Source organism: Poseidonibacter antarcticus, from assembly GCF_003667345.1.
GTDB classification, from domain to species: domain Bacteria; phylum Campylobacterota; class Campylobacteria; order Campylobacterales; family Arcobacteraceae; genus Poseidonibacter; species Poseidonibacter antarcticus.
This window is the reverse complement of record NZ_RCWF01000022.1, coordinates 1-14,229: the sequence shown is the minus strand read 5'-3', so window position 1 is coordinate 14,229 and position 14,229 is coordinate 1. Positions and strand designations below refer to the sequence as shown.

At 29.4% G+C, this 14,229-nt stretch carries 15 protein-coding genes and 1 pseudogene; 4 read left to right on the top strand and 12 right to left on the bottom strand.

The window, feature by feature from the left end; translation table 11 throughout:
- The 4 genes and pseudogenes from D9T19_RS14875 to D9T19_RS14060 form a co-directional block, all read left to right on the top strand.
- On the top strand, positions 1–105 hold a 105-nt coding region (locus D9T19_RS14875), incomplete at its 5' end, for a helix-turn-helix domain-containing protein (protein ID WP_162984580.1).
- Between the two features lie 163 nt (positions 106–268).
- Complete coding sequence (locus tag D9T19_RS14065) at positions 269–943, top strand: zeta toxin family protein (RefSeq protein WP_121628882.1); 675 nt, start codon at positions 269–271, stop codon at positions 941–943.
- Positions 943–1,107 (top strand): hypothetical protein, encoded by a 165-nt coding sequence (locus D9T19_RS14585; RefSeq protein ID WP_162984603.1) that lies wholly within the window; start codon positions 943–945, stop codon positions 1,105–1,107. The genes D9T19_RS14065 and D9T19_RS14585 overlap by 1 nt, the downstream gene beginning before the upstream one ends.
- Positions 1,108–1,200: 93 nt before the next feature.
- Positions 1,201–1,578, top strand: a pseudogene (locus D9T19_RS14060) (recombinase family protein); the annotation flags it as partial.
- A 119-nt stretch (positions 1,579–1,697) separates the two neighbouring features.
- Here D9T19_RS14060 and D9T19_RS14055 read toward each other — a convergent pair.
- The 12 genes from D9T19_RS14055 to wecB all read right to left on the bottom strand — a co-directional run bounded on the left by D9T19_RS14055 (position 1,698) and on the right by wecB (position 14,022).
- Complete coding sequence (locus D9T19_RS14055; protein WP_121628880.1) at positions 1,698–2,390, bottom strand: WecB/TagA/CpsF family glycosyltransferase; 693 nt, start codon at positions 2,388–2,390, stop codon at positions 1,698–1,700.
- Positions 2,380–3,447: a glycosyltransferase family 4 protein gene (locus D9T19_RS14050; protein WP_121628879.1), complete on the bottom strand. Its 1,068-nt coding sequence runs from the start codon at positions 3,445–3,447 to the stop codon at positions 2,380–2,382. Before D9T19_RS14050 ends, D9T19_RS14055 begins: the two co-directional genes overlap by 11 nt.
- Positions 3,444–4,472 carry an O-antigen ligase family protein gene (locus tag D9T19_RS14045; RefSeq protein ID WP_162984602.1) on the bottom strand — a complete coding sequence of 343 codons (1,029 nt, stop codon included), beginning with the start codon at positions 4,470–4,472 and terminating at the stop codon, positions 3,444–3,446. Before D9T19_RS14045 ends, D9T19_RS14050 begins: the two co-directional genes overlap by 4 nt.
- A 192-nt stretch (positions 4,473–4,664) precedes the next feature.
- Complete coding sequence (locus D9T19_RS14040; RefSeq protein WP_121628877.1) at positions 4,665–5,543, bottom strand: glycosyltransferase; 879 nt, start codon at positions 5,541–5,543, stop codon at positions 4,665–4,667.
- A gap of 60 nt (positions 5,544–5,603) precedes the next feature.
- Positions 5,604–7,034 (bottom strand): MOP flippase family protein, encoded by a 1,431-nt coding sequence (locus tag D9T19_RS14035; RefSeq protein ID WP_121628876.1) that lies wholly within the window; start codon positions 7,032–7,034, stop codon positions 5,604–5,606.
- Between the two features lies 1 nt (position 7,035).
- Complete coding sequence (locus D9T19_RS14030) at positions 7,036–8,169, bottom strand: TDP-N-acetylfucosamine:lipid II N-acetylfucosaminyltransferase family protein (protein ID WP_121628875.1); 1,134 nt, start codon at positions 8,167–8,169, stop codon at positions 7,036–7,038.
- Positions 8,166–8,717: an acyltransferase gene (locus tag D9T19_RS14025; RefSeq protein WP_121628874.1), complete on the bottom strand. Its 552-nt coding sequence runs from the start codon at positions 8,715–8,717 to the stop codon at positions 8,166–8,168. The genes D9T19_RS14030 and D9T19_RS14025 overlap by 4 nt, the downstream gene beginning before the upstream one ends.
- Positions 8,717–9,790: a DegT/DnrJ/EryC1/StrS family aminotransferase gene (locus D9T19_RS14020; protein WP_121628873.1), complete on the bottom strand. Its 1,074-nt coding sequence runs from the start codon at positions 9,788–9,790 to the stop codon at positions 8,717–8,719. Before D9T19_RS14020 ends, D9T19_RS14025 begins: the two co-directional genes overlap by 1 nt.
- Positions 9,787–10,815, bottom strand: a complete 1,029-nt coding sequence (gene rfbB / locus D9T19_RS14015) for a dTDP-glucose 4,6-dehydratase (protein WP_121628872.1) — start codon at positions 10,813–10,815, stop codon at positions 9,787–9,789. The genes D9T19_RS14020 and rfbB overlap by 4 nt, the downstream gene beginning before the upstream one ends.
- Complete coding sequence (gene rfbA / locus D9T19_RS14010; protein WP_121628883.1) at positions 10,812–11,681, bottom strand: glucose-1-phosphate thymidylyltransferase RfbA; 870 nt, start codon at positions 11,679–11,681, stop codon at positions 10,812–10,814. The genes rfbB and rfbA overlap by 4 nt, the downstream gene beginning before the upstream one ends.
- Before the next feature lie 2 nt (positions 11,682–11,683).
- Positions 11,684–12,880 (bottom strand): UDP-N-acetyl-D-mannosamine dehydrogenase, encoded by a 1,197-nt coding sequence (gene wecC, locus D9T19_RS14005; protein ID WP_121628871.1) that lies wholly within the window; start codon positions 12,878–12,880, stop codon positions 11,684–11,686.
- Positions 12,880–14,022, bottom strand: coding sequence for a non-hydrolyzing UDP-N-acetylglucosamine 2-epimerase (wecB, locus tag D9T19_RS14000; RefSeq protein WP_121628870.1), 1,143 nt, complete (start codon positions 14,020–14,022; stop codon positions 12,880–12,882). The genes wecC and wecB overlap by 1 nt, the downstream gene beginning before the upstream one ends.
- Between the last annotated feature and the right edge of the window lie 207 nt (positions 14,023–14,229).

Here is a 14,229-nt window from a genome sequence, read left to right as displayed (position 1 = left end):
GCATCAGCAAAAAAACTATTAAATAGTGGTATTCATCCAAAAATTGTTGCTAAAGATTTAGGTGTTTCATTGGCTACTCTTTATCGGTGGATTCCTGCTGGGTGAAGTAAAGTTGTTAGGATATTAGGGGAAAAGGTTTATATCTTTACTTTATCCTAAGTTTGAGGTCTTTGTTTGATTTTAGCTTATTTTTTTAGTTGAAAAATGCTTTTTTTGGATAAAAGAAAAGCTTTAAGATATTATAATACATACAAGTAAAGGATTCTAATTGAACCAAGATAAAGAAGAAATAGAAAAAATAGCTATTCAATATTTAAAAGATACAAAAGAAACTTTTTTTGATACATATTTAAAAAATTGCATCCCATTAGAAAATAAAATAGCAATATTTACAGCTGGTTCTAGTGGTTCAGGTAAAACTGAATTTGCAGAGTTTATTATAGAGCAAGAAGAAAACTTAATACATTTAGATATTGATTCAATTAGAGAATATTTTACCTCAATTGGTTATAACGGTTCTAATAGTGAACTATTTCAAAAACCATCTAGTTGGGGAGTTCATTTTCTATTTGATGAAGCTGTAAAGAAAAAAGGCTTATCAATTATTATGGATTCTAATTTTTCTAGTTATGAGTTAGCAAATAGAAATATTAAAAGTTTAATAAAAAGAGGATATAATATAGAAATATATTACATCTATGATGATTTAAAAAAATGTTTTTTATACACAAAAAAAAGAGAAACTATTACAAAAAGAAAAGTTCCAGAAGATGTATTTTTTAATAGTGTAGTAAAATCAAGACAAACAGTTATAAATATAAAAAAAGAATATCAAGATGATATTACTTTAAATTTAATAGATAAAACAACAAATTCAGAATATTCAGATATTTCAATTGAATTATTTGAAAAGACAATACCAATATTTAAAGGAGAATTTTAATGTCAATTAATGTTAATAATAAAGACAAAAGTAAATTTCTAAAAAATGCAATAAAAGCAATTAATAGTAAACAAGAAGAAACTATACAAAAAGCTAATAAAATTATTGGTGATGTAGAAAGTTTTGAAAAAGAAATCTCTAAGAGGTTTATAGCTCATTCTTAATTTTAGTGTATAGTAAGATACTAAAACTTTAAGCTACAATTTAGCGATGGCACAAAAAAGCTGTTTGTTGATTGATAACCTAGATTAGGTCGATCACTTTTAGATATATTAGAAATCATTAAATTAATTAAGGAAAAAGAATCTCAACTGATTATTGTAAGAGATAATTTAACGATTGGAGATGATATGAATAGTAAATTATTAACAACTATGTTTGGTATCGTATCTGAAATTGAGAGAGACTTACTGAAAAGTCGTGTTAAAGAAGGACTAGAAGCTGCAAAAGCAAGAGGAGTAAAACTTGGAAGAAAACCAGGACCTGCAAAATCAAAATTAGATCCACATAAAGAACTTATTCAAGAATATCTCAATAAAGAGATTAGTAAAGCAAGTATTTCAAAACTATTAGGTGTTAATAGACAAACACTTTATAGTTTTATAAAAAAATATAAAATGAAGAAATTAATTTAAGCTAAATTTAAAGGGTCTTGCCGGAAAAAAGGAAATATGGGTTTTCACCCATCTTTCTTAAAATGATTTTTATTTCTATCTTCTTTTCTTTAAACAAAATACAAATATACAATCATTAACTATAATTTTTTTATTTTTAACAAAAATAAAAATTTTACTAAGTTCAATTGTCTTCCAACTCTAGTAGGCTCCATTACCAATCGATAAAGCCACTCTAAGTGAAAATCCAAAAATATTTTTGGTGCTCTTTTCTTATTACCCCCATATATATCAAAACTTCCTCCAAGTCCCATATAAAGTGCTGGATGTATTTTAATTAACTCATCCATCAAAAATTCTTGTCTTGGACTTCCTTGTGCTACAAAAACAATATCTGGTTTTAATTCAAGTAAAGTGTCTTTCAATACCAATCTATCATTTTCATCTAAAAAACCATCTCTATATCCTAAAATATTTATACTCGGATACTCTTTTTTTAACTTTTTAACCGTTTTTGTAATGACTTCATTTGTAGAACCTATAAAATAAAATGTTTTTTCATTTTGGAATTTATTGACAATCTCAAGCCAAAACTCACTTCCTGGAATCTTAACTGCATCTAGTCCTTTTGATTTTAAAGCCATAACTGCACCTACACCATCAGGATAGCCAATATTGTTGTTAATAAGTTCTCTTAATCTTTCATCTTCTATTAAAATCTTCTCTGCATTCATAGCTATAAGAATTTTCTTTTCATTTTTAATTTGATTTAAAAAATCTTCTTTGCTTTTAAAAGCATTGATTTTATATTTGTTTATTATGTTATTGTTCACAAATTTCCTTCAATTTATTAGCTAGATCTCTTGCCACAATTTTAGAATCATATCTTTGAGCTGTATTAAAAGTATTAGCCTTATATTCTTGAAAATTTTCACTATCCAAGTTCATAAAATATTCCAAACTCTCTACCAATTCTTCAGCATTTCCAGCTTCAAAAAGTTTGCCATTCACTCCATCGATTATATAACTAGGAAGTCCACCAATATTTGAGCCAACAACAGGCACCCCACAAGCCATAGCTTCAAGCCCTACAAGTCCTAAACTCTCAGCCAACCTAGTAGTAAAGGCAAAAATACTCATTTGATTAAAGTAACGTACAAGCTCGTTGTGAGATTTTGGTCCAAGAAACTTTACGATATTTTTAAGTTTTAAATCTTCAATCTTTTTCAAAAGTAGTTTTTCTTCTGCTCCGCCACCAAGCATCAAAACTTTAAATGTAAAACCTTTAGTATTTAATAAACTAACAGCATCAAGTAAAGTATCCCAGCCTTTAGCTTTGTCTATTCTTGAGACATATCCTATAGTAAATATCTCTTTTTTTATCTCTTGAGGTTGAAATAATTTTGTATCTATTCCACCTGATGGTGAAACAAAGATATTTTCTTTTTTTATCTGAAATTTATCAGAAACTACATCTTTAAAGTAATCAGATGGCACCACTATCATATTCCCTTTTTTGATGATAGATGTCACTAACTTTTGTATATAAAATCCCACTTTATTATGAACGAGCACATCACTTCCATGAGCATTTAGTATCAATGGCTTTTTGATAAATGATTTTACAAACAATAAAGGCAATAATGAGTGACTTATATAATGTATATATATCAAATCATAATTATTTTTTTTTATAGCAATTATCACATCTTTTAAAAACTGGAAATACTTCTTGATTTTATCTAGTTTAGAAGTTCCTTTGCCACTTATAACGGCTAGTTCAGAAATTATATTTTCACCTTCTAATTGCTCTTTGAAGTTTTTTACAAATGTACCGAAAAATGGAGTTTCTTTTGATGGGTACATATTTGAAATTAGTAGGATTTTCATTTAACTAACTTTTGTTTATTTCTATAACTACCTAATGCTAAAAGTATAGCTATTAAAAATCCTGCTGTTCCTGAATTAAAGACATGCCCTGCAGTCGAGCTTATTCCAAGTAAGAGAAATATTGTAAAAATCACATAAATACTATACTTGTTTAGTTTTCTTTTAATTATTGTTTCAAACAGTATAAAGAATATTATTCCAAAAGTTATAAGCAAACCAATTATTCCATAATTCATTAAAAAGTCTATTGGATCAATTTCAACCAGTCTATCATCAGATATAAACTCAAAATAGCCTCTTCCGCTTCCAAACAAATACTCAATAAATGAATAATGATTAATAAATGCATTATAAGCTTCTTCCGCCCAAATATTGCGACTGCTAAAAATCAATGTTATTAAATCTAATTTTTCATAAAAATAACTTAATCTATCTATTAAGTTTATTTCATATAACGTGTAGTATATTCCAACTATAGCCAAAATAGGCACCGTAACTAAAATAATATTAGCATTAATAAAATCACTTTTAGGTAGCTTGAAATTACTCATATTTTTAAAAGCTTTTAAAAGTGGAAAGAAAAAGAAAAGAATAATACTTCCGAGTAAAGATACTTTAGAAGCAAGAAATATACTTGAAATAAGTAATAATATGCCACTTACAAAGAAATACTTAATATTATTATCTTCTAAATATTTCATTGATACAATAGCTCCACTTACTATTAAAGCTGCACCTATTTCATTTCCAGCGAATATTAGACCTTTAGTCCCGATACCTGATTCTCCTATTCCATACATTGGGTAACCTAAGCCAATCACACCTAGAAAAGTATTAAAGATAAGAAAATAAAAAGATATTTTAGCAATTGTGAAAAGTAAATCTTCTGCTTGATTTTTAATCAGTGTTTTAAAGTATAGGTAAAAGATTATTATTGCACTAAATCGGATTAACATATCTAGGCTAGATACAGCTTTTGTAACATCACCTAAAAGCAATGAATGCAAGGCAAGAAAAAATACCATGGTTGATACTATGCTCAAAAGGTATAGATGCTTATGTTTTTTAACTAGATATATTGATATAAGAAACAATGTAAGAAGTTTGAATGGCATGGAAATAGATTGTATTTCATTTCTTATTAGTACTCCATTTATCATGTCTATTGAAATGAATAATATGAATAGATAAAAAATAAAAGAAGTTAAATTATTCATTTACTTAATTCTACTTTTTACAATATACTTCAAAATATCCAAGTTAGATTTACTATTGCCTAAATTTAAAGCTTTTAAGATACTAATCTTTTTATTTTTATACCTTAGAAGTTCAAATAATTTTGCTTTTCTTTGCTCTTTATTCATAATACTTTTATGCTTTTTATAAAAATCGAAATGACCTTTTATTTTTTTAGAAGAAGTTGTAATTCTTGGCTTGTCATGTTCTGTATGAACAATATAAAGAGGTTTTTGTATTGCATATCCATCTCTATATTTTATATTTAAACGAATCCATATATCAGTATCTTGTGAACTGAATAGAGATTCATCAAATCCACCTAACTCTACTATTCTCTTTGTCTTTGTAAAATTTGAAATACCTGTAGCCATTTTAAATAGCATAGAATTGAGAGAAATTATTTTATTAGGAATCATTAAAGAACTTTTATTCTTACTTTTTATTACTTTAAGTCCTGTCGCAATATATGCCCATCTATCATCCCAAGCATTTACCATCTCTTCTATTCTTGTCGGCAAAAATTCATCATCATCATCTAAAAAAGTTATGAACTCACCGTTTGCTTTAAAAATTCCTATATTTCTTGCACTACAAGCACCTTTTGGAGTTTCATTTTTTAATATTATTATTCTTTTATCTTCATATATTTTTAATACTGCTTGAGTATCATCAGATGAACCATCATCACAAACAAGTATTTCTATGTTTTGGTATGTTTGTTCCAAAAGAGATTTTATAGCTCTTTGCATCATTTGTGATCTATTATGTGTTGGTACTACTATAGAAACTAAGGGCTTATTTACCCAATCCCCATTCTCAAAACTATATACTTCTTTATCTATTCCCAACTCTTTCATCCTTTTTCCTAACTGATTTTTTACTCTTGCTTTTGAGCCATTGTGTACAAGTAATTACACTCATCTCCAAAACCCTTTCAGCTCATCTAAAAATTTCTTATTCATAATATAATTTAACCCCACAACAACTACTAATCCAATCAAACTACCAAGTAATAGTCTCAACCAAGTTATCTCAATAAAATAAATAGAACTATATGCTGCTAATCCAGCTGTAAATGATAAAAAAGCAGGAATAAATATCTCTTTGTGATACTCAATAAACTGAGCTTGGCAAAGAGGTCTAATTAAGAAATACCAATTAGGAATAATTAAACTTATCATCAATATTACTAAAGTCCAACTAATTCCTACAAGTCCCCAGTTACTTCCTATATATATTCCTATTGGCACATAAAAAAACAATCCTAAATTCCACCAAAATCCCCAGTTTGCTTTTCCCTTTGCTAAAAGGAGTGAGCCTATTGGGTTTCCTGTACTTCTTATAGCTCCCCAAATAGAAAGTATTTGCATTATATATACAGCTTCTAGCCATTTTTCGCCGAACATCAACATCACTATTTCATGGGCAAATACAAATATAAATGCATATATTGGAAAATTTATTGATGACAGATAATTTATTGTTTTCAAATAAATATTTTTAAGTCGTATTGTATCATCTTGAACTTTTGACATTGTTGGAAAAGTTACTTTAGTGATGATAGGATTAATTATCTGAGCTGGTCTCATGATGATTTGCTTTGCTATTGTATATATTCCCAACGCTTCCATTCCTAACAATTTACCTATTAGAATAGTATCTATTTGAAAGTTAAAATAGTTAATTGTCTTCTCTCCCATCTGGTAAGCTCCAAAACTCAAAAACTCTTTTATCTCACTTAGTTTAAACACAAATGATGGTCGGTACTCTTTGAGTCCTTTGTACATAAACTGTACTGTTTGGCTTACTATGCCTGCAAGTGTTCCATATACCAAAGCATACACGCCAAAACCTTTATAGGCTAGATACACAGAGACTACTAAAGAGATAGATTTGTTTACTATATCTATCTTTGCTATCTCACTAAAACGCATCTCTTTTTGCCATAGCACCATAAACTGTTGTCCAAATGGCTGGATTATGAAGGTAAGTGCCACTATAAATATAAGCTCAGTAAGCTCAGGCTCTTTATAAAACTCTGCCACAAAAGGAGCAATGACTATGATGATAAGAAAGAGCAAAAAACCTGCAAGTACATTTACCCAGTAAAGTGTGCTTAGTTGGTCTTTTGTAATCTCTTGCTTATGGATAATGGCGTTAGATATACCCATATCTAAAAATGCTTGCGAAAACCCAATGACTACCATCACCAACGCCATAAGTCCAAAGGCAGTTGGTTCTAAAAACCTTGCCAATATAGCTAATTGTAGTAGTTGTAGTACAGTAGTGATAACAGTAGAAAATGTAGTCCATTTTACACCGCTGATGGCTTTTTGTTTTAGGCTCAAGTTAGTTTTCTTTCATTATTTTTATTAATTTTTTTGTTTTTTCTAGTATTATTTCTTTAGCCCAATATTTTTTTAGCATTTCTTTATTGATTATTTTTTCTTCTTCAGTCAAATCAATATTTATATTTTTATTGGTCAATTCTTCCATAGAAAAAACAATCGCTCCGTTATTTATAAAAAAATCATACACTGGATTATCTTTATTTAAAAATACTTTTGCACCAAAATACATCATAATAACAATATTTCCAACAGCTTGTTGTCGTAAATGATTCATCACTACAATTGAACAAGTTGATATTATTTTGTTGTACTCTTCTATTTTCATGAAATCTATTAGTGCTTCAAAATTATTACTTAATACTGTTTCGCCATGTCTAATAACCTCTTTTGCATAATCTTCTAATCCATAACTTAATGGGCAGATAACTTGTCTGTTCTCTAAATTTAAATTTTTTATTAATTCTATTGCTTCTACATGATTATTTTCATAACTTGCACTATTCCCAAGTAAAATGTTTTTTCCAGATATTATCAACTCTTCTTTGATGAAATCCTCTTCAAGTGTTCCATAGTTCCAATCTAAATATTTAAGATGAAAAGTTTTGAATTGATTTTGCACTAATAAATAATCTTCGTACAAAACAGGTGCAAAATAGTTGATTCTATTAAAAACTTTTTCTAGATTATCTATATTTTTATAAAGAATATTATATTTTATAAAATTCTTCAAGCTTCTCAATATATCTTTTCCAAAAAAATCTTTAGAAGTAGCTAGACTCTCTTTTAGTTTTAATGTTCTGCTATCTAACAACTTTTTATCCAAATAACAATAGTAATCAAACCCCCAACCCAGCCAAAGAAACTTCACATTTTCTTTTGCATTTAAAACAAGTTTTTTGTCTATATCACTTAAAACATGGAAAACAATAAACTCATATTTTTTTAAAGAATCAGAAAATTCTTTGGAAAGAATCTCTTTTCTTGTTATTTTTGTAATAGGAGTAGTTTTTATATACTTGAATTTATCTTTTTGAGTTACAACCATAAACTCATTATTGTTAGGACTAGCCTTTTCAAACATATTGTAAGCCATATCTATAAACTTATCATCTGGAACTATGTGTAATATCATTGAAACAAACTTCCAACTCGTTCATTTTCAGGAGTAGCTAAAAACTTTTCATAGTTTTTTAAAACTTCTTCTTTATTTCTTGTTCCAACTCTTTTATTGCCAACATAAATTCCCCAAGGTTCTAAATCTTTGGTGATTACAGAATTGGTACCAACCATTGCACCTTCTGGAATACTCACACCTGGTAGAATTACAGAATTAGCTCCAATGATACAAAATTTACCTATTGTAATTGGTGAACTTTGCACATTTCTAAATTGATTATCAATAGTAGAATTGCCAAATCCCCAATCTTTAAAATCATCAGTCGCAGTTAAGATTCTAACACCTTGAGAAATAGCACTAAAATCGCCTACAGTTAATTCATCTCCACCAGTTATAGAAGCATAAATACCTATATGTACAAAATTACCTAATTTTATTTTTCCCTTAGCATACACAAAAGCAAAATCATCTATTATGATATTTTTTCCAAACTCAATATTTTCTAAACCAATAATTTTTGTATATTCAAATGTTTTTACATTTGGGATTTTGTATTTATCCATTATAAAGCCTTTTTTATAGTACTAATAATAATGTTTTGTTCATCTTGTGTAAGCTCTGCAAAAGTAGGTAAACAAAGTATGCGTTTACTTATATCTCTTGAAATTTTACACTCTTGTTTTGGTTCTATGTAATCCAAAGTGTCAAGTGATGGGTAGAAGTATCTTCTTGGAAATATCTGTTTCTCATTTAAAGATTTTTGTACTTTTAGAAGTTCCTTTTCATTTTTAAAAACTACTGGAACATAACTATAGTTTTCACTTGCATTTTCATTTTGTTCTTGAAATGTCACTAAGCCTTTGAGCTCTTTTTTGTAAGAGTCTGAGATGGTTTTTCTTTTGTTTTTAATCTCTTCTATATCATCAAGTACACATAAACCCATGGCCGCTTCAAACTCGTTCATTTTTGCATTTGTCCCAAGATGTGGAATAGACTCTGCGTTTTCTATACCAAAGTTTATAAGGTATCTTGCTTTTTGAGCGAGTTTATCATCGTTGATGATTAAAGCTCCACCCTCTATGGTATGGAAAAGTTTTGTCGCATGAAAACTAAGAGTTGATATATCTCCATAGTTTAGTACTGATGTATCTTTATACTTCACATCAAAAGCATGAGCTGCATCGTAGATGACTTTGAGATTATGTTTGTTTGCTATTTCTTCTATGGCTTCTACTTCACAAGTATTTCCAAATACATGTACAGGAACGATTGCACTTGTATTTGGCGTGATAAGTTTTTCTATATTTTTTGGATCTAGATTTAAAGTTTTCTCATCTATATCTGCAAATATTGGTAATAAGCCATTTGTCACTAACGAACTTGTAGTCGCCACGAAAGAAAATGGTGTAGTGATTGCAAAACCTTCTAAGTCAAGTGTTCTATATGCAATTTCTAATGCCGTAGTACCATTTGATACTAACACTACATTTTTTACACCTAAATATTTTGCAAGTCTTTCTTCCAATTTTTTTAGCATTGGACCATTATTTGTAATCCAACCACTTTTATAGATTTCATCTACATATTGTATATATTTTTCTTTATTTGGTAAATATGTTTTTGTTACATGTATCATTTTGTTACCTTATACTTTTTTAGATACCATTCAACAGTCAAAATAATTCCTGTATCAAAGTTCTCGTTTGCTTTCCAACCTAACTCAGTTTCAAGCTTTGTTGCATCAATTGCATATCTTCTATCATGTCCTGCTCTATCTTCTACAAATGTAATTAACTCTTTATATGAACCTAATGTTTTTGAAGGAACTTTTTCATCTAGAATTGTTGTGATAGCATCTACTATTTGTAAATTTGTTCTTTCATTTCTTCCACCGATATTATAAGTGTTTGCAGTTTTTCCTGTATGGTAAACTATATCAATACCTTTACAATGATCTAGAACATATAACCAATCTCTAATATTTTTACCATCTCCATAAATTGGAATAGATTCATTATTTAGTGCTTTTCGTATAATTGTAGGAATTAGTTTCTCATCATGTTGTTTTGGTCCATAGTTGTTTGAACAGTTTGTAATTACTGTATTCATTCCATAAGTTTCATTATATGCTCTTATAATCATATCACTTGATGCTTTTGAAGCTGAATATGGTGAGTTTGGAGCATAAGGAGTTGCTTCAGTGAATAAATCTGTTGGATTTAGTGTTAGTGTTCCATATACTTCATCTGTTGAGATATGATGAAATCTACTATTATTATATTTTTCTTTATATTCAAATGGTTTATTCATCCAATATTTATATGCAACATCAATTAAAGTAAAAGTACCATTTACATTTGTTTGTACAAATACACCTGGATTTTTTATAGAGTTATCTACGTGTGATTCTGCTGCAAAGTGAATTACACCTGAGATATCATATTCAGTAAAAATAAATTCAACTAATTCTCTATTACAAATATCACCTTTGATAAATTTATATCTAGGATTACCTTCACACTCTTTTAGATTATCTAGGTTTCCTGCGTATGTTAATAGGTCTAGGTTTATTAGATTATATTCAAGATATTTATCTAGGAAGTATGGCACAAAGTTTGAACCTATAAATCCTGCCGTTCCTGTTAGTAGGATATTTTTCATATCTCTTTAACCAATGCTTTAAGATATCGACCATAACCATTTTTACTTAATGGTTCTGCTATTTCAAGAATTTTTTCTTTGTTTATCCAGCCATTATTATAAGCTATTTCTTCAAGACAAGCTATTTTATATCCTTGTCTACGTTCTATAGTTTGAACAAACTGTCCAGCATCTAATAAACTATCATGAGTTCCTGTATCAAGCCAAGCAAAACCACGACCTAGAAGTTCGACTTTTAGTTTTCCTCTTTTTAGGTACTCTTCATTTATAGTTGTGATTTCAAGTTCACCTCTATGAGATGGTTTAACCTCTTTTGCTATTTCTACTACAGAATTATCATAAAAATATAATCCAGTTACTGCAAAATTTGATTTCGGATGAGTTGGTTTTTCTTCTATACTTATAGCTTTTTTGTTTTCATCAAATTCCACTACGCCAAATCGTTCTGGGTCTTTTACTTGATATCCAAAGACTACTGCACCATCATTTATACTAGCAGAGCTCTTAAGTAATGGAGTAAATCCTTGTCCATAAAAGATATTATCTCCTAATACCAAAGCAACACTATCCCCATCTATAAACTTTTCACCAAGTATAAAAGCTTGTGCAAGTCCATCAGGAGATGGTTGAATTTTATATTCTAACTTAATTCCCCAATCAATACCATCACCTAAAAGCTCTTCAAATTTTCCAATATCTTGTGGTGTAGATATGATTAATATTTCGTTTATACCAGCAAGCATTAAAACAGATAATGGATAATAAATCATTGGTTTATCATATATTGGCAAAAGTTGCTTACTTATACTTTTTGTAATAGGATAAAGTCTAGTTCCACTTCCACCTGCTAAAATTATACCTTTCATAATTAGTTTAAAACTCCACAAAAATCTAAATTGGTTTGGATTTCAAGACCTTTAAACTCTTTATGCCCCACCAAAAAAGTAACTATGTCAGCTTCTTCTATTGCTTTTTTATAGTCAATTATTTCTATGTCTTTATAGCTTTGGATATTTGGCTCTACTGCTATTACTTCTAGTCCATCTGATATAAGTCTTTTTGTGATATATAATGCTGGTGATTCTCGAAGGTCATCAATATCTGGTTTAAAAGCTAGCCCCATACATGCAACTTTTGCTTTTCTTCCATTTTCTTTTTCAAAGTTTAGTGCTGCATTTTTTATTTTTTCTATCGACCACTCTGTTTTATATGTATTTACTTCTCTTGCAGTTTTGATTATTTTTGCATCTGCTCCACCTGCATGAACTATAAACCAAGGATCAACTGCTATACAATGTCCACCAACTCCAGCACCTGGATTTAGTACGTTTACTCTTGGATGTCTATTTGTAAGTTTTATTAATTCCCATACATCTATATCAAATTTATCACAAAGTATACTAAGTTCATTTGCAAAGGCTATGTTAGTATCTCGAAAAGAGTTCTCCGTAAGTTTTGCCATTTCTGCGGTTCTTGCATCTGTACAAAGAACTTCACCGCTTACAAATGTTTTATAAAATTCTACTGTTTTAGCTGTGGCCTCTGGAGTTGTTCCACCTACTATATGGTCATTTTCTACTAGTTCTCTCATTATTTGACCTGGAAGTACACGTTCAGGGCAATGTGCTATAAAAAGTTTTGAAGTATCAACACTATTTTCTTTTAGCACTTCTTCCACCTTATCTGTTGTTCCTACAGGAGAAGTAGACTCTAATATAATAATATCTCCTTCTTTTACATAAGGAGCTATAGCTTTTGTAGCACTGACTACATAATCTATATTTGGAACAAAACCTTTATGAAAAGGAGTAGGAACAGCAAGTATAAATACATCTGCTAGGCATGGTTTTATATCTGCTTTTAATTTCCCACTATTTACAGCACTTTTTACAAATATATCTAATCCTGGTTCTGCTATATGTATCTCACCACGGTTGATAATGTCAACAGTATTTTGTACGACATCTACACCATGTACCTCATAACCTCTATTTGCTAAAAGAGCAGCGGTTGGCAATCCTATATATCCTAAACCTACTACACATATTCTTTTTGTTTGTAACATTACTTTTTTACCTTTAAAAATTCTACTATTTTTTCACAAGCTTTTCCATCTCCATAAGGATTATGTGCTCTACTCATCTTTTCATATTCAGTTTTATCATCTAGCAACCTTTGAGCTTCTTCGATGATTTTTTTTGGGTTAGTTCCTACTAGTTTTACAGTACCTGCATTTAACGCTTCTGGACGTTCTGTTGTATCTCTCATTACTAGTACAGGCTTACCTAAACTTGGTGCTTCTTCTTGTACTCCACCACTATCTGTAATAATAAAATATGATTTACTCATCATATAGAGAAATGTCTCATATTGAAGTGGAGATATTAGATATACATTATCTACACCTGAAAGTATCTCTTTTACTGGTTTTTGTACATTTGGATTTAAGTGTACAGGGTAAACGATATCTATATCTTTGTTATTTATTGCAAGTGTTTTTAACGCTTCACAAATATTGATAAACCCTTGTCCAAAATTTTCACGTCTATGTCCAGTTACCAAGATTAGTTTTTTTGTATCATCTAGTTTGTATTGAGTATTTATATTTTTAATAATTTCATTTTTTAGTTCTTGATTATTCTCTATTTTTTCAAGTGCTAAAAAAAGTGCATCTATAACTGTATTCCCAGTTATAAGTATATTTTTTGCATCTTTATTTTCTCTTATAAGGTTATCTCTATTTGTGGTTGTTGGAGCGAAGTGATAGTGTGCTAAAATCCCTGTAATTTGTCGATTTACTTCTTCTGGCCAAGGAGAGTAGATGTCATGAGTTCTAAGACCTGCTTCCACATGTCCAACTTTTATCTTTTGGTAAAATGCAGCCAAAGAAGTAGTACTTGTAGTAGTTGTATCACCATGCACTAGTAGAACATCAGGGATAAAGTCACTAAGTACATCTTTCATCCCCAAAAGAACATTTGAAGTAATGTCATATAAATCTTGTCCTTGCTTCATAAGGTCTAAGTCATACTCAGGTACTATCTCAAATATTTCGAGTACTTGGTCAAGCATCTCTCTATGTTGAGCTGTTACACAAACCTTTGTTTCAAAATAACTATCTGCTTGAAATACTTTTATAAGCGGTGCCATTTTTATAGCCTCTGGTCTTGTTCCAAATACCAATAATACTCTTTTATGACTTGGCATTTAGTACCTCTCTACATTGAATTTTAGTTTTTATTATTAAATACTTTCCCATTTTATTATAAGTTTATGTTTCTTGAGAATTCTTTTACTTTTGCGAATGTTTCTATGATTTGGAGTGTCTTTTGTGTCGCTACTACTCTATTTAAAGTAATAGAATCTATACTTGGTTGTTTGAAGTTTACTGTTTCATTTTTTGCAATATTAAAG